This window comes from Flavobacterium sp. FG139, from assembly GCF_057809695.1.
The window spans coordinates 21,680-40,980 of record NZ_JBMDKL010000018.1 but is presented as its reverse complement, the minus strand read 5'-3'; the positions used below and the strand labels follow the sequence as shown (position 1 = coordinate 40,980).

Sequence of the window (19,301 nt, the reverse complement as noted above, 5' to 3'; positions counted from 1 at the left end):
ATATAATGCCTCAGTTTTCAAAAAATGGTAATTTTAAATTAAAACTCAAGCACAATTGTTAAATATTTACCGAAATTAAAACGCGTAAAAATTATTAAATTCGTAAATTGCACTCCTAAAATTGATTAAAAATTACAAATGGAACCACAAACTCCTTATATTCCTAAAAATAAAGTAAGAATTGTTACTGCTGCTTCACTTTTTGACGGACACGATGCTGCCATCAATATCATGCGAAGAATTATTCAGGCAACTGGTGTTGAAGTCATACATCTTGGCCACGATAGAAGTGTAGAAGAAGTTGTAAATACTGCCATTCAAGAAGATGCCAATGCTATTGCCATGACGTCGTATCAAGGTGGTCACAATGAATATTTCAAATACATGTACGACTTGCTTAAGGAAAAAGGGGCAGGTCATATCAAGATATTTGGTGGTGGAGGTGGAGTTATTCTTCCATCTGAAATTTCAGAATTGCATGAATATGGAATTGAACGAATTTATTCACCAGACGATGGCCGTGCCATGGGATTGCAAGGCATGATTAACGATTTGGTACAACGTTCGGATTATCCAATAGGGGATAAATTGAATGATGAATTAACTCATATTGAGGATAAAAATCCAGTGGCAATTGCGAGATTAATTTCAGCTGCGGAGAATTTTCCTGAAATTGCAAAGCCAGCTTTTGATGCTATTCATAAGAAAAATGAAACTAATAAAATACCTGTTTTAGGAATTACAGGAACTGGTGGTGCCGGAAAATCATCGTTAGTTGATGAATTAGTACGCCGTTTCTTAATCGATTTTCCTAAAAAAACCATCGGATTAATTTCTGTGGATCCATCCAAACGTAAAACAGGTGGAGCACTTTTGGGCGATCGTATTCGTATGAATGCCATCAATAATCCTAGAGTGTACATGCGTTCGTTGGCAACACGTCAATCCAATTTGGCCTTGTCAAAATATGTAAACGAAGCTATTGAAGTGTTGAAAGCGGCAAAGTATGATATCATCATTCTTGAAACTTCGGGAATAGGTCAAAGTGATACCGAAATTATGGATCACTCTGATGTTTCTTTATACGTAATGACACCTGAATTTGGTGCAGCTACCCAATTGGAAAAAATCGATATGTTGGATTTTGCCGATTTAGTGGCCTTAAATAAATTTGACAAACGTGGTGCTTTAGATGCCATTCGCGATGTCAAGAAACAGTACCAACGCAATCATAATTTGTGGGATGCCGATGTAGAAACGATGCCGATTTTCGGTACTATCGCATCGCAGTTCAATGATCCTGGAATGAACACGCTCTACAAATCTATTATGGATAAAATTGTAGAAAAAACAGGAGCCGATTTAAAATCGACCTTCCAAATTACTCGTGAAATGAGCGAGAAAATTTTCGTAATTCCACCGCACAGAACCCGTTATTTATCGGAAATTGCTGAAAATAACAGAAAATACGACGAAACGGCGCTGACTCAAGTAGAGGTAGCACAAAAATTATACGGAATTTATAAAACCATTGAAACCGTTTTTGGTAGTAAACCCAAATTGACCAAAGCCGGAATTGAAGAAACGATTTTACAATCAAAAGATGAAAATAGAAACGAATTCTTGAATCTTTTGGTAAAAGAATTCGACCGCGTAAAAATGAATTTAGACCCATACAATTGGGAAGTAATTCTAACTTGGGATGAAAAAGTGGCTAAGTACAAAAATCCGTTTTACAGCTTTAAGGTTCGTGATAAGGAAATTAAAATAGCAACGCATACCGAAAGTTTGTCACATTCACAAATTCCGAAAATTTCGTTACCAAAGTACCAAGCTTGGGGTGATATTCTAAAATGGAATTTACAAGAAAATGTTCCTGGAGAATTCCCATTCGCATCAGGATTGTATCCTTTCAAACGTGAAGGTGAAGACCCAAGTCGAATGTTTGCGGGTGAAGGTGGTCCAGAACGAACGAATAAACGGTTCCATTATGTTTCTGCGGGATTACCAGCCAAGCGTCTTTCAACGGCTTTTGATTCGGTAACGTTATACGGAAATGATCCACATGTTCGTCCCGATATTTATGGAAAAATCGGAAATGCTGGTGTGTCTATTTGTTGTTTAGACGATGCTAAAAAATTGTATTCTGGCTTCGATTTGAGTCATCCGTTAACCTCGGTTTCAATGACCATTAATGGTCCTGCACCAATGTTACTAGGCTTTTTCATGAATGCCGCTATCGATCAAAATTGTGAAAAATACATCGTTGAACATAATCTTCAAGTAGAAGTTGAAGAAAAAATCAACGAAATCTATAAGAAAAAAGGAACCATCCGACCAAAATACCAAGGCGATTTACCCGAAGGGAATAATGGTTTAGGTTTGATGCTTTTGGGCGTTACTGGAGATCAAGTGTTGCCTTTAGAAGTGTATAACGATATCAAAGTAAAAACGCTAGCGCAAGTTCGTGGAACGGTTCAAGCGGATATTTTAAAAGAAGATCAAGCTCAAAATACGTGTATTTTCTCTACCGAATTTGCCTTACGATTGATGGGTGATGTACAAGAATATTTCATCAAAGAAAATGTTCGTAATTTCTATTCGGTTTCTATTTCGGGCTATCATATTGCCGAAGCTGGAGCCAATCCAATTACACAATTGGCGTTTACGTTGGCAAATGGGTTCACTTACGTAGAATACTATTTAAGTCGCGGCATGAACATCAACGATTTCGGCCCGAATTTATCGTTCTTTTTCTCCAACGGAATTGATCCTGAATATGCCGTAATTGGCCGTGTGGCGCGTAAAATTTGGGCGAAAGCCTTAAAAAACAAATACGGTGCCAACGAAAGAGCGCAAATGTTGAAATACCATATTCAAACTTCAGGTCGTTCGTTACACGCACAAGAAATTGATTTTAATGATATTCGTACTACGTTACAAGCCTTGTATGCTATTTATGATAACTGTAATTCGTTACATACTAATGCCTATGACGAAGCGATTACGACACCAACTGAGGAATCAGTGCGTCGTGCTATGGCTATTCAATTGATTATCAATAAAGAATTAGGTTTGGCGAAAAATGAAAATCCAATTCAAGGATCGTTTATCATTGAAGAATTAACCGATTTAGTGGAAGAAGCAGTATTACAAGAATTCGATCGAATCACAGAACGTGGTGGTGTTTTGGGTGCTATGGAAACGATGTACCAACGATCTAAAATACAAGAGGAATCGTTGTATTACGAAACGTTGAAACACACAGGTGAATTTCCAATTATTGGTGTGAATACGTTCTTAAGTTCTAAAGGTTCTCCAACGGTGATTCCTGCCGAAGTGATTCGTGCTACTGAAGAAGAAAAGCAATATCAAATTGATATGTTGACTAATTTACAAAAAGCCAGTGCCGAAAAAGTAGCAGAACACATTGCTATTTTGCAAGAAGCAGCCATTAATAACCAAAATATTTTTGAAAAATTAATGGACGCTACCAAAGTGTGTTCGTTAGGTCAAATTACCAGTGCGTTGTTTGAAGTTGGTGGTCAGTATAGACGGAATATGTAGTTTTAAATAGGATAAAGATAAAAGACCTTTCAGAAATGGAAGGTTTTTTGTTTTAAATTATTTAGATTTGTGTAATTCTGTAAAAATATAATTTGCAAGAATCCTACAATACCAATAGATATCGATTCGAAGTGATGGTGGCATATAATATTAATTAAAAAAATCAATACATGAACAAATCAATTTTTATCTTTTTCTTGTTTATTTCGGGACTTTCATTCAGCCAAAAAGAAGGGCAGAATTTTTGTAAAGGAATTGAGGATGGGAGTTATTTCCCATTAGATATTAAAAAGAAAAAAATATTTTGGTACGACACCTATTATTTTGAAGAACAATTGGGCACAAAAGAACGCAATGGAAAAACGTATTTGGAGTATAAACAAACTTGGAAAGATGGTAGTGTAGATTTGATGTATCTGCGTGAAGCCGACTCTAAAGTGTTAGAATATGAAGAGGGATTGGATCAAGAAACCACTAGGTATGGTTTGCAATTTGAAGAAGGATATTCGTGGAGAAGATCAGATAAAACTGCAGTGTATACCATTCTTTCGTATGAAGGAAAATTAAAAACACCGTATTGTGCGTATGATAAATTACTCGTTATTGAAGCCAAATTTAAAACGGTTACCTACGAGTTTTATTATCTTAAAGGGCTTGGGTATATTGGGGCAACTCAAAATGATACTTTGGTTTCTTACATCACACCTGAAATGTAATTTTTATGTTGCAACCTACTATTACAACTTTTCCAACGACTAAATTTATGGGTAAATGTTTGACGTTTACTTATGCCGATTATCGTGCATTTGAATTGTGGAGCAGTTTTATGCCGCGAAGAAATGAAATTAAAAATGCAATCGGTACTGATTTGTACAACATTCAAATCAATCCAAAAAATTTTGATTTTCAACCCAATACACCTTTTGTAAAGTGGGCAGCTATTGCTGTAACTACTTTTGATTTTGTTCCTAAAGAAATGGATATGTTAGAAATTCCAGAAGGTTTGTATGCCGTTTTTAATTACAAAGGCGATCAAAGCAATGCCGCTTCTTTCTTTAACGCTATTTATACCAAATGGCTTCCTGATTCAGGATATGTATTAGACTTTCGTCCTCAATTTGAGATACTCGGAGCCAAATATAAAACCAACGATCCAAACTCAGAAGAAGAGATTTGGATCCCTGTAACATTGAAATTATAAATAAGTAGATTCAATTAATGGTTTTTGGCATTGTTATTTTATTTAACTTCCTTAAATTTACTATTTTAAACATCTATTTTATGAACCAAAAATTTTTTTTAGTTGTATTTTTTTTATTTAGTTTTTTTGTCAGATCATTTTCGCAAGAGGTTGCGTTTAAAGCGCCAGATTATCAAGCAATCAAAAATGAAATCCTGAAAAAGGATTCTAAATTTAATTACAAAAAGCAACTGCAAAGACTTCAAGATTCTGACACTACTTTGACGAATGAAGAATATCGTTATCTGTATTTTGGGTATTTTTTCCAACCAGAATATAGTCCATATAGTGTTTCACCAGATGAAGAAGCACTTTCTAAATATTATAGAAGTGAAACAATTGAAGCTAAAGATTACCCAGAAATAATAAGACTTGCAACACATTCTATAAGTAAAGATCCATTTGATTTACGACAAATGAATTTTTTAGCGTACATCTATCACTTGAGTGGTGATGAGGTTATGGCTAAAAAAACTTCTGCTAAATTTCAAGGGATTTTCGAAGCCATTTTATCTTCGGGTGATGGAAAATCATGCGAAACCGGATTTCATGTTTTAACGGTTGGCCACGAATATGTATTCTTAAATGTTTTTGAATTACAATCGGTTTCACAATCATTAATAGACCATTGCGATTACTTGAAATTTGAAAAAGGGAAGTATAAAATAGAAGGAATTTATTTCGACATTGCTCAAATGCAGAAAAAAGAAATGGAAATTATAAGCGACAAATAATAAAAGAAACCTCTAGAAGCATCGAATTTAGAGGTTTTTTTATGTTTAATATTCACCATCAACATAGAACCAATTGCCGTCTTCAAAAACAAAAGTTGATTTTTCTATATGAACTCGTTCTTGTCTTCGGTTGTCGGTGTAATGTGCTTTAAAAGTAACGGTTGTTTCTGTGGCTTCTAAAATTTCTAAAAGATGCCATTTATTGCTTTTTGACCATTCTAAAATATCAGATTTTTTATGGTTTTTACGTGTTGATAAGTGCGTCGTTTGAATCAAATAATTCGCATCACCAATCGCATAAGCGCTGTATCGAGAGCGCATTAATGCCTCAGCTGTTGGTGCAGTTTTTATTCCTTTATGATAAGGTTGGCAACAATCTTCAAACGGTAAGTGATTTCCACAATAGCAAATAGTCATAACGTTTCATGTTTTATTTTCATTAAACTTCCGTACAATTTCTTTGAGTTTTTCTTCACGAGCTACTTTTTTAGCCTTGACTTTATCTTGCTCTTTGTGAAGTTTATCATTATGTGCTTTAATGTTCTTCGGATTATTTCTTCCCATACTTATGCAATTTTGTCAATTTTTAAATATCCGATGTATAAGGTATCTTCGGTTGTGTTTTCGGTTGGTGTAATTTGTAATTCAAATTGTTCTGTAAAAACTGGAGGTAAGATTTCTTTTACCGTAAAAACATCATCAACATCTATTCCAAATTTATCGTCAATGTGCGATGTAGCACCTTTAAAACCACAATGTTTGTAAAATGTGGTAGCTTTTGCTTTTTGGGTGGCTTCTGATAACGAATCGCCAACCGCTAAAACTTTATAATGGTACTCTTCAAATTCATTTTCTTTATAGCCGCCAAGATTAATGAAAAAGAGTTTTGAATTAGATTGAATAGCATTTCCTTTAGCCACAACATCAATTTTAAAATGATCTACAGTAGTTACTTCGCGCCAAGCATCAATATGAATTTGTCCTTTTGCTTCGGGCCAAAATGCTTTCATATGAGGAATTAATTCTTTCAAAGAGCTTCCAATCCCAAAAAAAATATCGTGCTGCTCGGTATACCTGCCTTTTGGGCGGCAACCTAACATAATCATGTACAGTTTAAATTCTTTTTCCATGTATCAAAGGTACAATTTTTTGTTAAAAATAAACTTTGGCACAGCTATTGGTTATAGCTTGGTATCATTAATCACTAAAAATAAAAATACCATGAGAAAAATTACTTTATTGTTTGCGTTTATCGGGATGATATCGCTACAAAGTTGTACTGTAAATGATACGCCAACTCAGCCAATAACTAATAATTATGATTTTCTTGCTACAACTTATGAATTTACACGTTCATTCACTACATCTAATAATTTTAGCACTTTGATAACGTTTCCACAGTCAATATATTCATCGGATATGGTTTTGGTATACCGATTATCAGGAGTAGCCAATGGTGCAGATGTATGGAAATCATTGCCAGAAACCTATTATTTCAACGATGGCACACTGGATTTTAGATATGATTTTGATTTTACCAAATTTGATGCAAGTATCTACATGGAAGGCTTTGATTTGGCAAATGTATCTCCAGCCTATCGAACTAATCAAGTGTTGAGAATAGTAGTTATTCCGGGATATTTTGGAAATAAAAATGTAAATTCAGTTGATTTAAAGGATTACAATGCTGTAGCAAAAGCCTACAAAATTGACAGTTCTAAAATAGTTAAAATTCAATAGATTGGGTTAGTCTATAGTTTGTTTGTTTGGTTAAAGGGTTGTACGGTTGTGCAACCTTTTTTTATGGTTCCTTTTTGGCCATTTTTAAAGACACTACAATTCCAACTAGTAAAGCAACACCTATAAAAGTTAATGAAATCCATTCTGGGAATTTGTAATAGTGAATAAGCAGCATTTTGATACCTACAAATGTCAATATGGCGATAAGACTGTATTCTAAATAACTGAATTTTTCAAGCATATTAGCTAAGAAGAAATACATTGATCGCAGTCCGAGAATAGCAAAAATATTAGAACTGAATACTAAGAAAGGATCCGCAGTAATGGCTAAAATAGCAGGCACGCTATCCATGGCAAAAATCATATCCATAATTTCAATTACAATTAAGGTCACAAAAAGTGGTGTTGCATAATTGCGATTGTTTTCTTTAATAAAAAAATGGGCTTTGTCGTGGTGGTGCGAAATAGGTATAATTTTTCCAACGATTTTATAAGCAAATGATTCTTTGGGATTGAATTCATCTTCTTCTTTTTTGAATAGCATTTTGATAGCTGTAAAGACTAAGAAACCTCCGAAAACATAAGTAATCCAATCGATTTTATGAATCAAAATCACCCCAAAGAAAATCATCAATCCTCTAAATATAATGGCACCAATGATTCCCCAAAATAAAATTCGATGTTGGTATTTTTGAGCAATTTTAAACGAAGCAAAGATGATGGCAATAACAAAAATATTGTCGGCACTCAACGACAATTCAATTAAATAGCCCGTAATAAATTTCATGGAAGCGACCGCTGGCTTGAGGCGATCCGGATTAGCAACATAATTGGAATTGTATAGCCAATAGATTACACCCGAAAATGCAAAGGATAAAGTTATCCATATGCCAGTCCACATCCCAGCTTCTTTTGAACTTATAATGTGAGGTGTTTTATTAAAAATACCTAAATCTAAGGCTAAGAATAACAATACCGCTGCAATAAAAAGAATCCAGACAATCATAATATGAGATTTTTACAAAGATAATCTTTATTAAGCATTGGTAAAAATTCATAATTCATAATTTATAATTCATAATTTACAAAATAACCCCTAAAAAAATAGGGTATATTTATTTTTGATTTAAAATATTATTATATTTGCATCAAATTAATAGGGTATAACTTCTAAAACTAAATTTTTATGTCAACTTTACGTTTTCAAGCATTAAAAGATGCATCAGGTAGAAAACCTGTAAAATTTGAAGAAGCTGGTAGAAAATCAGATCTTTTTGGTTCCAATGTTTTTAATGATAAAGCAATGAAGCAATTTTTGACTTCAGATGCGTATAAAGGTGTTAAAGATGCTGTGCAGCATGGAACTAAAATTGACAGAAAATTAGCTGATTATATCGCTATGGGAATGAAAGAATGGGCTTTGTCTAAAGGCGTAACGCATTATACACATTGGTTCCAACCCTTGACTGGAACTACTGCAGAAAAGCACGATGCTTTTTTTGAAACGTCTTACGATGGTTCAGATCCTGTTGAAAAATTTGGTGGCGGACAATTAGTACAACAAGAACCAGATGCTTCTTCTTTTCCAAATGGAGGAATTAGAAATACGTTTGAAGCACGTGGATATACCGCTTGGGACCCAACCTCACCAGCATTCATCTTCGGAACTACTTTGTGTATTCCGACGGTTTTTATCTCCTATACAGGTGAAGCATTAGATTATAAAACACCATTGTTACGCGCCTTAAATGCTGTGGATGAAGCAGCAACCGATGTGTGTAAATATTTTGATAAAAACGTTAAAAAAGTAACAGCAACTTTAGGTTGGGAACAAGAATATTTTTTAGTAGATTCTTCATTGGCTAATTCTCGTCCTGATTTAGTGATGACGGGTAGAACTTTGTTAGGACATACTTCCGCTAAAGGACAACAATTAGACGATCATTATTTTGGTTCCATTCCATCTCGTGCGTTAAACTACATGAGAGAATTGGAAGAGGAATGTATGTTGTTGGGGATACCAGTAAAAACGCGTCACAATGAAGTAGCACCAAACCAGTTTGAGTTAGCTCCAATATTTGAAGAAACCAACTTAGCTGTAGACCACAATTCACTTTTAATGGACGTAATGTCTAAGGTAGGTGAACGTCACGATTTTAAAGTGTTATTTCATGAAAAACCTTTTAAAGGTGTAAATGGTTCGGGTAAACATAACAACTGGTCTTTGGCTACCGATACTGGAGTAAATTTATTGTCGCCTAGTAAAACACCAATGAGTAACTTACAGTTCTTATCGTTCTTTATCAACACCATTAAAGCGGTAAATGAATATGAAGAATTACTTCGTGCTGCTATTGCGACAGCAAGTAATGATCATAGATTAGGTGCAAACGAAGCGCCACCAGCCATTATTTCGGTATTTATCGGAGAACAATTGACCAAAGTTTTGGCCGAATTGGAAGGTGTTTCTAAAGGAAAACTTTCTCCAGAAGAAAAAACCGATTTAAAATTAAACGTAGTAGGTAAAATTCCAGATGTAATGTTGGATAATACCGATAGAAACAGAACATCACCATTTGCTTTCACAGGAAATAAATTCGAGTTTAGAGCGGTGGGATCTTCAGCCAACTGTGCTAACGCTATGACTACTTTAAACTCAATAGTTGCCAAACAATTGAAAGAGTTTAAAAAAGAAGTAGATGCTTTAATCGAAACAAAAGATTTAAAGAAAGACGAAGCAATTTTTAATGTGTTGAGAGAATATATTAAAGAGACTAAAAACATCCTTTTTGAAGGAGACGGATATAGCGAAGCTTGGGAAAAAGAAGCTAAAAAACGAGGGTTGAGCAATCATAAAACGACACCTGCCGCTTTGAAAGCAAAAGTATCTCAAAAAGCATTAGACTTGTTCAAAGATTTGAATGTAATGAATCATGTTGAGGTTGAAGCGCGCTACGAAATCGAATTGGAAGAATATACCAAGAAAATCCAAATTGAAGGTAGAGTTTTAGGTGATATTGCGCGCAATCACGTTATTCCAACAGCTATTCGTTACCAAAATACGTTGATTGAAAATGTAAAAGGATTGAAAGAAATTTTCGGAAAAGAGTTTGAAAAAATTGCAAAAGAACAAATCTCTTTGATCAAAGAAATTTCAGAGCATATTGAAGGAATCAATTCTAATGTTGATGCCATGACTGAAGCTCGTAAAAAAGCAAACGCGTTAACCGATGCTCAAAAGATGGCCGAATCATACTGTGATAAAGTAAAACCATACTTCGAAGTGATTCGCGAACACTGCGATAAATTAGAACTTTTAGTCGATGACGAAACTTGGACGTTGACTAAATATAGAGAGTTATTGTTTACTAGATAATAACACAACTACTAAACATAAAGCCGTTTGAATTTTCAAGCGGCTTTTTTATTGAAACTAATTTGATGCCTTTAAAATATATTTTTCGTAAATTCGTTGTATGAATATGAAACAAATCTTACTTTATATACTGCTTTTCATTTCCTTTCAAAAGGCAAAAGCACAGGAACAATTTTCGATTTTTTTTGATAGTAATAAATTTGAATTGACTAAAGTTGAGACAAAAAAACTATCCGATTGGATGACCTCCAATAAAGAAGTCAAAATAGTTGCCATACACGGATTTACTGATGAAGATGGTAGCAATGGATTTAACGATACTTTGGCGAATAAACGCGTTAATACTATTTTTAATTTAGTTAAGGATATGGTCAAAATTCGAGAAGATTTTAAAACACGAAGTTTTGGTGAAAATTTTAATCAATCTAAAAATAAAGCTGAAAACAGAAAAGTTACAGTCTATTATATTTTACCAAAAGATTTGGCTCGTGAAGATGAAATACTTGGAATAAAACCTAAAGTAGTGGAACCTGAAGAACTTGTTCCAATAGAAGAAGAAACGATGAACTTTCCTGAAAATGCTACTTTGGAAGACAAAATTCAGCTTGCTAAAAAAGGAACATTAATTCGGTTGAATGATGTCAATTTTTACATCAATACGTTTGCAGTGATGCCTTCTTCTAAAAGAGCTATAGATGAATTGATCATGGTGATGAATAATTTTCCGAAGTTGAAAATTGAAATTCAAGGGCATATTTGCTGTGTTCCCAAAGATGCCAAAAATTTATCCTTAGAACGTGCTCGTCAAGTAAAACGAATATTAGTTTCTGAAGGCATTAGCGAAAAACGTATTCAAGTAAAAGGTTTTGGGGTTTCCAAACCTAAGTTTACAATTCCGGAAAAAAGCGAATTTGAAGCCGCACGAAATCGAAGAGTAGAAATCATGATTTTGGAAAAATAATCTGATGAAAAAGGCACTAATTCTATATATAATGTGTACGTTTTGTGTTCAATCACAAGAAAAACTTACTGTTTATTTTGATTTTGATGCCTACAATTTAAATGAAGCTGCCGTAAAGAAAATCAATTCCTGGATTGCCGAAGGAAATGACTATGAAGTTACTAAACTTTATGGTTTTTGCGATTGGAAAGGCACCAATCAATACAACGATTCGCTAGCTATTAAACGGGTTTATGCGGTTTATGATTTTTTGAAAGAAAGTAAAATTGAGGTTAGAAAAGATATTGAAATTAGAGGTTTTGGAGAAGATTTTGAGCAATCAAAAGTGCAAGGCGAAAACCGAAGAGTGACCATCATTTTTCAAAAAAAAAGAAATTTGATTTCGGAGAAAACTACCTCAGAAGTAGTACTGGAGCCTCTAAAAGAAAAAATAAAAGCGGCTAAGAAAGGCGATGTAGTTAAATTAGATAACATTTATTTTTTTAATAATTCGGCTAAAGTAGTGCCCAAATCAGAACCAGTGTTGTATGAATTGTTGTGTGCCATGAACGACAATCCGAAGTTGAAAATTGAAATTCAAGGCCATATATGTTGTAAAAGTCCCGATCAAGTTGAAGGTGTTTCCGCTGCAAGAGCAAAAGCTATTTACAATTATTTGATTCGAAATAAAATAGACAGAACCCGAATGACTTTTAAAGGCTACGGCGTTTCCCGACCCATACATCCTATTCCAGAAAAAAATGCTTTGGAAGAAGAAGAAAATAGAAGAGTAGAACTATTAATCATTGAAAATTAATCCCTTATGAAATTTAAATTATTCCTATTACTATTGGTAACTGTATCAGCCTTTTCACAACAAAAAATTGAAGTGTTTTTCGATTTTAATGAAGACATGCCTAATGAAAATTCAATAGTAATGCTTCAAAAATGGATGAAAGAAAATCCGAAAGTTGAAATACTTAAGCTCTCGGGATATTGCGATAGTGTGGATGTGAGTTCGTATAATAAAAAATTATCGGCTAGAAGAATCAATACGGTTTTTGCTATTTTAAAAGACAATGAAAACATAATTATTAGTGAAAAATGCATGTTAGAACCCATTGGAAAAGATTTTAAACAATCTAAAATTCAAGCGGAAAACAGAAAAGTGGTGATTTATTATCAAAAAGGAAAAGAAGAAGCCCTTACCACTCAAGTTAAAAAATCTAAAAAAGGCGATTTGATTAAATTGAGTAACATTTATTTTTTAAATAATTCAGATCAAATTGTACCAAAGTCAGAACCAACCTTGCAAGAGTTATTAACGGTTATGAAAGACAATCCGAAGTTGAAAATTGAAATTCAAGGGCATATTTGTTGTAAAAAAATTACCGATCCTGACGAAGTTTCTCCAGCTCGTGCTAAAGCCATTTATGATTTTTTAATTCAAAATAAAATTGATAAAAAGCGCTTGAGCTACAAAGGATTTGGTGCTACAAAACCAATTCATCCTATACCTGAAAAAAACACGCAAGAAGCTGATGAAAACCGACGAGTGGAAATCATGATTGTTGAAAACTAAGCAACTCAACTTTTAAAAAATCGTAATATCTAATTCGTAATTCGCATTACAAATTACTATCTTTGCCCAACAACACAAATCTGAAATAAATTCAGATTAAACAACTACAAAATGAGTTCTGACAACAGCCAACGCTACGCTATGCGCGGAGTTTCTGCATCTAAAGAAGATGTACACAATGCCATCAAGAATATTGATAAAGGATTATTTCCTAAAGCGTTTTGCAAAATTGTTCCCGATTATTTAACCAATGATGATGATTATTGCTTAATCATGCATGCCGATGGCGCAGGAACCAAATCGTCTTTGGCCTATATGTATTGGAAAGAAACTGGTGATATTTCGGTTTGGAAAGGCATTGCTCAAGATGCCTTAATTATGAATATTGACGATTTATTGTGTGTTGGTGCTACCGATAATATTTTACTGTCTTCAACTATCGGAAGAAATAAAAATCTAATTCCAGCTGAAGTCATTTCGGCTATCATTAACGGAACAGAAGAATTGATTTCTGAATTAAAATCGTTTGATGTTACCATTCATTCTACTGGAGGAGAAACCGCAGATGTTGGTGATTTAGTTCGAACTATTATTGTAGATTCTACCGTGACGGCTCGAATGAAACGTTCTAAAGTTATTGATAATGCGAATATTCAACCCGGTGATGTAATTGTAGGTTTGGCCTCTTTTGGTCAAGCCAATTATGAAAAAGAATACAATGGTGGTATGGGAAGCAACGGACTAACTTCGGCGCGTCATGATGTTTTCGGTCATTATTTAGCTGAAAAATTTCCTGAAAGTTTTGACAGTTCAGTTCCGAAAGAGTTGGTGTATTCGGGCAATGTAAAACTAACCGATTCTGTTGAAAATGCTCCTGTTGATGCTGGTAAATTAGTGCTTTCTCCAACGCGTACGTATGCACCCATTATCAAAGCAATTTTAGATCAATATTCTTCTGCTGAAATTCACGGAATGGTACATTGTTCGGGTGGTGCACAAACCAAAGTGTTACATTTTGTAGATAATGTTCATGTGATTAAAGACAATTTGTTTCCAGTTCCACCTTTATTTCAATTGATTCAAGAGCAATCTAAAACCGATTGGAAAGAAATGTATCAAGTGTTTAATTGTGGGCATCGAATGGAATTGTATGTGCCTCAGGAAGTTGCAAATAATATTATTGCTATTTCTAAATCTTTTGGTGTTGAGGCTCAAATTGTAGGAAGAGTAGAGACATCTGAAAACAAAAAACTAACTATTGTAAGTGAATTTGGTACGTTTGTATATTAATATTTCCTTTCTATTACAGCTTGTTTTATCAATTTAAAATATGCAATTTTATCGATGAACGTCACTGCTGTTGTGCTTTAAAGAGTATTTTTTCCGTTTAACGATTTTTGAATTGTTCTTGAACTTTTATTAATAAGTTTGATAAATAATTATGAAATAATCATGTTAAGCAGTAATATGAAAGATATATATGACCCTATTTACAGACAAGAATATTTAGAAGGATACTCAAATGGTTTGGATCCTTATGCCACAATAAACGGTCAATTTAACAGCGAAGCCTTTAACTTCGGTTTTCATTCGGGAAGGCAAGAATATGAAAGTATGAATGGACGTATTCTTGATGGAATTCCATTTAAAATAGTTACCAAAAGAGTTTTAGAAGACTTTCTTCTTGCGGGTATGTTAGGATTGGGTGTTGATACCGATAATTATACAACCAATCAATTGAATGTGTTGGCTAAATGGTACCAAAGCGGAATTGAAAAATATGATCCAAATGAAAGTACTTATCTTTTCTCTGTTTTAGCTAAAAGCGGAATAGAAGCAAGCGAAAAGTTTTACTTATAAATCTTAATCAACTCGATGCTTATTGTCTAGCGAAATATTTTCGATCGTCCAATCAATTCGTTTTTCAAAAGGATGTTGCCGCATCGGACATTCTTTTTTATCGCAAATTTTACACGAAAAATCCAAACAACCATCGGTGTGCACCATTAATTCTACACTGTCACCAAAGTTGTTTTTTACAATTTTTTCCAGTTCATCTACTTCTTTATGCCCTTCGTGTATGTTAAAATACCATGGAATAGTGAGATGACAATCTAAATGCAACGTTCCACCATATTTTATAAAACGCAAATTGTGTAAATCAATCCAGTTTTCTCTTCGGTGTTGTTCGCAATAGTCTACCATTTTTTCTAGCAATTCATCATCGGCTTCATCCATGATTCCAGCAATGGATGAACGTAATATTTTGTATCCTGAAACAATAATAATCAAAGCAAAAATAAAAGCCACTACACTATCAATCCATTTGTAATGCGTAAAATAAATCAATATCAAACCAATTACAATTCCTAAAGTTGCATAGGTGTCAGATTGCATGTGTTTGCCAGTGGCAATTAAAGCCAGTGAATTGTTTTTCTTACCATTTTTAATTGAAAAATAACCCACTACATAATTGATAATCCCAGTTAATGCCACAAGATAGATTCCGTAGTCTAATTGCTTTAATTCGTGTGGGTGCTTTAAGTTGTTTATAGCTTCATAAATAATCACAAAACTGGAAACCACCATCAACGTACCTTCTATGGTTGCCGATAAAAACTCTACTTTCCCATGGCCATATGGATGATTTTTGTCTTTGGGTTTGGCAGAAAGGTACAAACTGTATAATCCAATAAAACCGCTAATCACATTAATGGTGTATTCTAAAGTATCGGTTAAAATAGCCACCGAATTTGTATAAAACCAAGCGGTTAATTTGATTAAAAATAAAACTACAATAATAATTGTTAGCTTTTTTTGAATTTCAAAATTCTCTTTGGATTTAAACATTTGGGAAGGTTTATTTTTTTCAAAAGTAGTGAATTCTATCTTTTAGTTGAAGCTATTTGAATTTAAAATATAAATAAATTGTCGTTAATTTTTTAGTAGTTTTGTTGCTTTACAATTCATTATGGCATTTCGAAAAAAAATTAACACTAAGGCTAAAGCCGATCAAAATACTGGCTTCGGAACCAATGCCTCGAGCTATGGTGGTCGCTTTGTTACTAAATCTGGGAACGCCAACGTTCGAAAAACAGGGATTGATTTTTTAGACAGCATCAGTTGGTATCATACCATGTTAACTATTCCACGTTGGAAGTTCTTTTTTATCATATTTTCTTTTTATTTTTTGGTAAATTTTGCTTTTGCCTCAATATATTATTCGATAGGTGTGGAGCACCTTAACGGAATAAATGCTGTCAAAGCCATTGATAAATTTGGTCAATCGTTTTTCTTTAGTATCCAAACGTATACTACAGTAGGATATGGACATATAAGTCCGACAGGTTTTTTAACCAGTTTTGTTGCTTCTGTAGAAGCCCTATTTGGATTGTTGAGTTTTGCGATTGCCACAGGTTTATTTTACGGAAGATTTAGTAAGCCTCAGGCTCATATTATTTTTTCTGAAAATGCTATTATAGCTCCGTTTCAAGGTGGAACAGCTTTAATGCTACGATTGTCACCCTATAAAAATACCAATCTGACCGATGCCGAAGCTAGAATGACGATGGGAATTCATATAGAAGAAGACGGCAAAATGGTCAACAAATTTTATATTTTAGATTTAGAATTGGAGAAAGTGAGTTCGCTTACTTTAAGTTGGACACTAGTGCATCCCATTACAGAAAACAGTCCATTGTATCAAATGAGTGAAGCGGATATTAAAAATACCATTGGTGAAATAATAGTTTTTATCAAAGTTTTTGATGATATGTACAGTGCCACTGTTGTAAAACGTTCTTCTTATACTTTTGATGAGGTGGTTTATGGCGCCAAATTTTTACCAATGTTTACCCGAAGTCAAGATAATGATAAAACGCTGCTTCACATTGATCGATTGAATCATTTTGAAAAAGTAAGGTTATAAAAAAAGTCCAATGTATATTGGACTTTTTTATTTCTTAATTCTTTTTAAGTAATATTTTTTCTTGGGTAAATTGATATGAAGCATCTAAAAACTGAATCATTTTGTTCCAGTTGCTGTTAGGTTCATAATAGTTCTTGTAGTATTTAGTAGTTTTAATAGTTAGTTTATTTCCGTTAACTACAGCGGTACTAACGAATCCACCAGTTTCATTTTCTACCTTTTTATTGAATTTATCCAATCCAGCAACGGTATAACCAGCTGGGATATCTAATGTGATTTCATTTTCAAAAGAACGTGGATAAATCTCGTAAATATTGTTTTTACGTTCTTTTTCTTTCTTGTCAATTTCAATTTGAGCCGTAATTAATTTACCAATTTCAATGAGATAATTGTCACCTGCTTTTTTTATAAGATTGTTTTTAATAGCAAAATCTTCTTCGTAAACCAAAGGCGATTTTTTCCCAAATCGTCCCGAACTTTTAATCGTCAATTTGTGATCGTCAATAGCAAAATCATATTCATCGGCAGTCGATTTTTTAAACGCCTCTTTTTGTTGGTCTTTCAATTTATTGATTAAAGCGTCAAATTCTTTCTGATATTGCTCTTGCTTTTTTCGATTTCTTACCAAGTCCATCAATTTTGTGGTGCCGTATTTGGCATAATCTTCATACACATAATCAAAGAAATATAATTTGTCCGATTGCTCACTTTCTTTTAAATGACCAAAATACGACGAAGCTTTTTTCACATTTAAACCTGTAAAATCGTCATTGATAGTAACGTTTGAAATAATTTTGGACACATTATCTTGATACGTACTTGAAGGTAACGTTACTTTATCGGCATCGACAATTTTTTTACCTTTAGAAACTTGCAAGGCAAATGCTTGTGTGTTTTCAAGATTGTAGTTGAATTGATCTGCACTTGAAAAAGGCGAGAAATACTCCATAAACATTGGTGTTTTGGTATTTACTCTAAGCAATACGCTTACGTTTTTCTGAATCAATAAATCGTCAATAGGGCCGTTAAATCGCGGTGTTGCTACAATGATATCGTATCCTATTTCATTTTTCTTCAAGAAATACATAAAATAACGAATGAACGATTCTTCTGTTTGAAAAAACACAGGGTTTTTGTACAATTCAAAAGGGTAGAAAATATTCGCTTGATTGGCTATAAAAGCCTCCATATATTTGGTAAAAAAGGCATGTCGAGCAAAGTAATATACTTCTCTTACTTTTTCTTCATCACTAGAAAAGTTTTTCCCTTTTAGGAAATCGTTTATTTCAGATAAATCTCCATCCGCTCTAAATTTTTCATCATAATAATTAAAGATATCTTCTTTGGAAACGGTTTTTTTAATCACTTTTTCTTTATCCGATAAAAAGGCATCGGCTCTTTGTTCAAATTTCCCTGAACGTGCAAAAAACACCTGAAATTTATAACAAGGCAACTCTACTAAAGGATAAAACCAACGTGGAAATTCGTTTTTTTCAATGTCTTTTGCAGCCAATTCGTATTTTCTTTGACCACTACTACCTGTCGGAATTTCTTTTAATTCGGGCGCGCCGTTATAGGTGTTAAAATTCACAAAAAAGTCGTTTTCGGTATTGAAAGTCAATTTCATATCCATAGTAGGATACACATCTCCAAGTGGTGATTCTTCAGGGTCAAAACCATACTCAAGTACCGATTTAAAAGGCTCCACACTATAGTAATAATAGTCAATAATATCACCAACTTCTAAATTAGAGATAGCAATTTTCTTTTCTTTATCGACTTCTTTGGCATTTTTTTCAACGTCAATCTCAATTTCTTTACCATCGGGTTTTACAATTTTGATTCCGATAGTATTGGTTCCTTTTCTTAAAGTAAACATGCCTTTGTTGGAGTAAAATTTATCTTTAAATGAAAATTCAGAAAATTCGGTTACAGCCGCTTGATCTTGCAGTTTGATTCTTTTTCGGATACCCGAAGTATAGGTTACACTAGCGCCAAATTTGTGATAATCATAATATTCAAATTTAGTAATGATAACAGCCGATTCGTTTTTCCATTTATCAGGTACTGCAGTAGCCTTTTTAAATTGATCATTTTTACCCCAGAAAAATTCTTTTATTTCTGCTTTGTCTTGAGCAAATGAAGTATAACTTAGTACAGCAAATAAGAAAAACGTTATTTTTTTAAGCATGGT

The 19,301-nt window shown here is 33.6% G+C and carries 18 protein-coding genes; 12 read left to right on the top strand and 6 right to left on the bottom strand.

Annotated elements, in window-relative coordinates:
* Positions 1–138: 138 nt before the first annotated feature.
* From ACODSI_RS13700 to ACODSI_RS13685, 4 genes are all read left to right on the top strand, one after another.
* Entirely contained in the window at positions 139–3,567 is a 3,429-nt protein-coding gene (locus ACODSI_RS13700; protein WP_488917425.1) for a methylmalonyl-CoA mutase family protein, read from the top strand.
* A 170-nt stretch (positions 3,568–3,737) separates the two neighbouring features.
* Entirely contained in the window at positions 3,738–4,283 is a 546-nt protein-coding gene (locus ACODSI_RS13695; protein ID WP_488917424.1) for a hypothetical protein, read from the top strand.
* Positions 4,284–4,288: 5 nt separating this feature from the next.
* Entirely contained in the window at positions 4,289–4,768 is a 480-nt protein-coding gene (locus ACODSI_RS13690) for a GyrI-like domain-containing protein (protein WP_488917423.1), read from the top strand.
* Between the two features lie 80 nt (positions 4,769–4,848).
* Positions 4,849–5,541, top strand: coding sequence for a DUF4919 domain-containing protein (locus ACODSI_RS13685; protein WP_488917422.1), 693 nt, complete (start codon positions 4,849–4,851; stop codon positions 5,539–5,541).
* Between the two features lie 45 nt (positions 5,542–5,586).
* Here the strand turns inward: ACODSI_RS13685 and ACODSI_RS13680 are convergent, their stop codons facing one another.
* From ACODSI_RS13680 to ACODSI_RS13670, 3 genes are read right to left on the bottom strand one after another with little or no spacing between them, the layout of a single operon-like run.
* On the bottom strand, positions 5,587–5,958 hold the full coding sequence (locus ACODSI_RS13680) for a YchJ family protein (protein ID WP_488917421.1): 372 nt from the start codon (positions 5,956–5,958) through the stop codon (positions 5,587–5,589).
* A gap of 6 nt (positions 5,959–5,964) precedes the next feature.
* On the bottom strand, positions 5,965–6,105 hold the full coding sequence (locus tag ACODSI_RS13675; RefSeq protein ID WP_488917420.1) for a hypothetical protein: 141 nt from the start codon (positions 6,103–6,105) through the stop codon (positions 5,965–5,967).
* 2 nt (positions 6,106–6,107) lie between these two features.
* Positions 6,108–6,671: a DUF1543 domain-containing protein gene (locus ACODSI_RS13670; RefSeq protein ID WP_488917419.1), complete on the bottom strand. Its 564-nt coding sequence runs from the start codon at positions 6,669–6,671 to the stop codon at positions 6,108–6,110.
* 91 nt (positions 6,672–6,762) lie between these two features.
* Between ACODSI_RS13670 and ACODSI_RS13665 the strand changes: the two genes are divergently transcribed.
* Positions 6,763–7,281, top strand: coding sequence for a hypothetical protein (locus ACODSI_RS13665; RefSeq protein ID WP_488917418.1), 519 nt, complete (start codon positions 6,763–6,765; stop codon positions 7,279–7,281).
* Between the two features lie 61 nt (positions 7,282–7,342).
* Here ACODSI_RS13665 and ACODSI_RS13660 read toward each other — a convergent pair whose 3' ends face one another.
* Positions 7,343–8,287, bottom strand: coding sequence for a TerC/Alx family metal homeostasis membrane protein (locus tag ACODSI_RS13660; RefSeq protein WP_488917417.1), 945 nt, complete (start codon positions 8,285–8,287; stop codon positions 7,343–7,345).
* Between the two features lie 180 nt (positions 8,288–8,467).
* On the opposite strand from ACODSI_RS13660, the gene ACODSI_RS13655 reads away from it, so the two are divergent.
* The 6 genes from ACODSI_RS13655 to ACODSI_RS13630 all read left to right on the top strand — a co-directional run bounded on the left by ACODSI_RS13655 (position 8,468) and on the right by ACODSI_RS13630 (position 15,039).
* The gene (locus ACODSI_RS13655) at positions 8,468–10,657 is read left to right on the top strand and encodes a glutamine synthetase III family protein (protein ID WP_488917416.1); all 2,190 of its coding nucleotides are present in this window, start codon (positions 8,468–8,470) and stop codon (positions 10,655–10,657) included.
* Positions 10,658–10,763: 106 nt separating this feature from the next.
* Positions 10,764–11,618 carry an OmpA family protein gene (locus tag ACODSI_RS13650; protein ID WP_488917415.1) on the top strand — a complete coding sequence of 285 codons (855 nt, stop codon included), beginning with the start codon at positions 10,764–10,766 and terminating at the stop codon, positions 11,616–11,618.
* Positions 11,619–11,622: 4 nt separating this feature from the next.
* Complete coding sequence (locus tag ACODSI_RS13645) at positions 11,623–12,414, top strand: OmpA family protein (protein ID WP_488917414.1); 792 nt, start codon at positions 11,623–11,625, stop codon at positions 12,412–12,414.
* Positions 12,415–12,420: 6 nt separating this feature from the next.
* Positions 12,421–13,179 carry an OmpA family protein gene (locus ACODSI_RS13640; protein ID WP_488917413.1) on the top strand — a complete coding sequence of 253 codons (759 nt, stop codon included), beginning with the start codon at positions 12,421–12,423 and terminating at the stop codon, positions 13,177–13,179.
* A 111-nt stretch (positions 13,180–13,290) separates the two neighbouring features.
* The gene (locus tag ACODSI_RS13635) at positions 13,291–14,469 is read left to right on the top strand and encodes an AIR synthase related protein (protein WP_488917412.1); all 1,179 of its coding nucleotides are present in this window, start codon (positions 13,291–13,293) and stop codon (positions 14,467–14,469) included.
* Between the two features lie 177 nt (positions 14,470–14,646).
* Positions 14,647–15,039: a hypothetical protein gene (locus ACODSI_RS13630; RefSeq protein ID WP_488917411.1), complete on the top strand. Its 393-nt coding sequence runs from the start codon at positions 14,647–14,649 to the stop codon at positions 15,037–15,039.
* A gap of 3 nt (positions 15,040–15,042) precedes the next feature.
* Here the strand turns inward: ACODSI_RS13630 and ACODSI_RS13625 are convergent, their stop codons facing one another.
* Complete coding sequence (locus tag ACODSI_RS13625; RefSeq protein WP_488917410.1) at positions 15,043–16,029, bottom strand: cation diffusion facilitator family transporter; 987 nt, start codon at positions 16,027–16,029, stop codon at positions 15,043–15,045.
* Between the two features lie 121 nt (positions 16,030–16,150).
* Here ACODSI_RS13625 and ACODSI_RS13620 point away from each other — a divergent pair, with 121 nt between their 5' ends.
* Positions 16,151–17,107 (top strand): ion channel, encoded by a 957-nt coding sequence (locus tag ACODSI_RS13620; protein WP_488917409.1) that lies wholly within the window; start codon positions 16,151–16,153, stop codon positions 17,105–17,107.
* A gap of 34 nt (positions 17,108–17,141) precedes the next feature.
* Here the strand turns inward: ACODSI_RS13620 and ACODSI_RS13615 are convergent, their stop codons facing one another.
* On the bottom strand, positions 17,142–19,298 hold the full coding sequence (locus ACODSI_RS13615) for a DUF3858 domain-containing protein (RefSeq protein WP_488917408.1): 2,157 nt from the start codon (positions 19,296–19,298) through the stop codon (positions 17,142–17,144).
* Positions 19,299–19,301: the final 3 nt, after the last annotated feature.

Coding starts and splice junctions, on each gene's coding strand:
- ACODSI_RS13700 (WP_488917425.1), top strand. CDS start 139: ATGGAACCACAAACTCCTTATATTCCTAAAAATAAAGTAAGAATTGTT.
- ACODSI_RS13695 (WP_488917424.1), top strand. CDS start 3,738: ATGAACAAATCAATTTTTATCTTTTTCTTGTTTATTTCGGGACTTTCA.
- ACODSI_RS13690 (WP_488917423.1), top strand. CDS start 4,289: ATGTTGCAACCTACTATTACAACTTTTCCAACGACTAAATTTATGGGT.
- ACODSI_RS13685 (WP_488917422.1), top strand. CDS start 4,849: ATGAACCAAAAATTTTTTTTAGTTGTATTTTTTTTATTTAGTTTTTTT.
- ACODSI_RS13680 (WP_488917421.1), bottom strand. CDS start 5,958: ATGACTATTTGCTATTGTGGAAATCACTTACCGTTTGAAGATTGTTGC.
- ACODSI_RS13675 (WP_488917420.1), bottom strand. CDS start 6,105: ATGGGAAGAAATAATCCGAAGAACATTAAAGCACATAATGATAAACTT.
- ACODSI_RS13670 (WP_488917419.1), bottom strand. CDS start 6,671: ATGGAAAAAGAATTTAAACTGTACATGATTATGTTAGGTTGCCGCCCA.
- ACODSI_RS13665 (WP_488917418.1), top strand. CDS start 6,763: ATGAGAAAAATTACTTTATTGTTTGCGTTTATCGGGATGATATCGCTA.
- ACODSI_RS13660 (WP_488917417.1), bottom strand. CDS start 8,287: ATGATTGTCTGGATTCTTTTTATTGCAGCGGTATTGTTATTCTTAGCC.
- ACODSI_RS13655 (WP_488917416.1), top strand. CDS start 8,468: ATGTCAACTTTACGTTTTCAAGCATTAAAAGATGCATCAGGTAGAAAA.
- ACODSI_RS13650 (WP_488917415.1), top strand. CDS start 10,764: ATGAAACAAATCTTACTTTATATACTGCTTTTCATTTCCTTTCAAAAG.
- ACODSI_RS13645 (WP_488917414.1), top strand. CDS start 11,623: ATGAAAAAGGCACTAATTCTATATATAATGTGTACGTTTTGTGTTCAA.
- ACODSI_RS13640 (WP_488917413.1), top strand. CDS start 12,421: ATGAAATTTAAATTATTCCTATTACTATTGGTAACTGTATCAGCCTTT.
- ACODSI_RS13635 (WP_488917412.1), top strand. CDS start 13,291: ATGAGTTCTGACAACAGCCAACGCTACGCTATGCGCGGAGTTTCTGCA.
- ACODSI_RS13630 (WP_488917411.1), top strand. CDS start 14,647: ATGAAAGATATATATGACCCTATTTACAGACAAGAATATTTAGAAGGA.
- ACODSI_RS13625 (WP_488917410.1), bottom strand. CDS start 16,029: ATGTTTAAATCCAAAGAGAATTTTGAAATTCAAAAAAAGCTAACAATT.
- ACODSI_RS13620 (WP_488917409.1), top strand. CDS start 16,151: ATGGCATTTCGAAAAAAAATTAACACTAAGGCTAAAGCCGATCAAAAT.
- ACODSI_RS13615 (WP_488917408.1), bottom strand. CDS start 19,298: ATGCTTAAAAAAATAACGTTTTTCTTATTTGCTGTACTAAGTTATACT.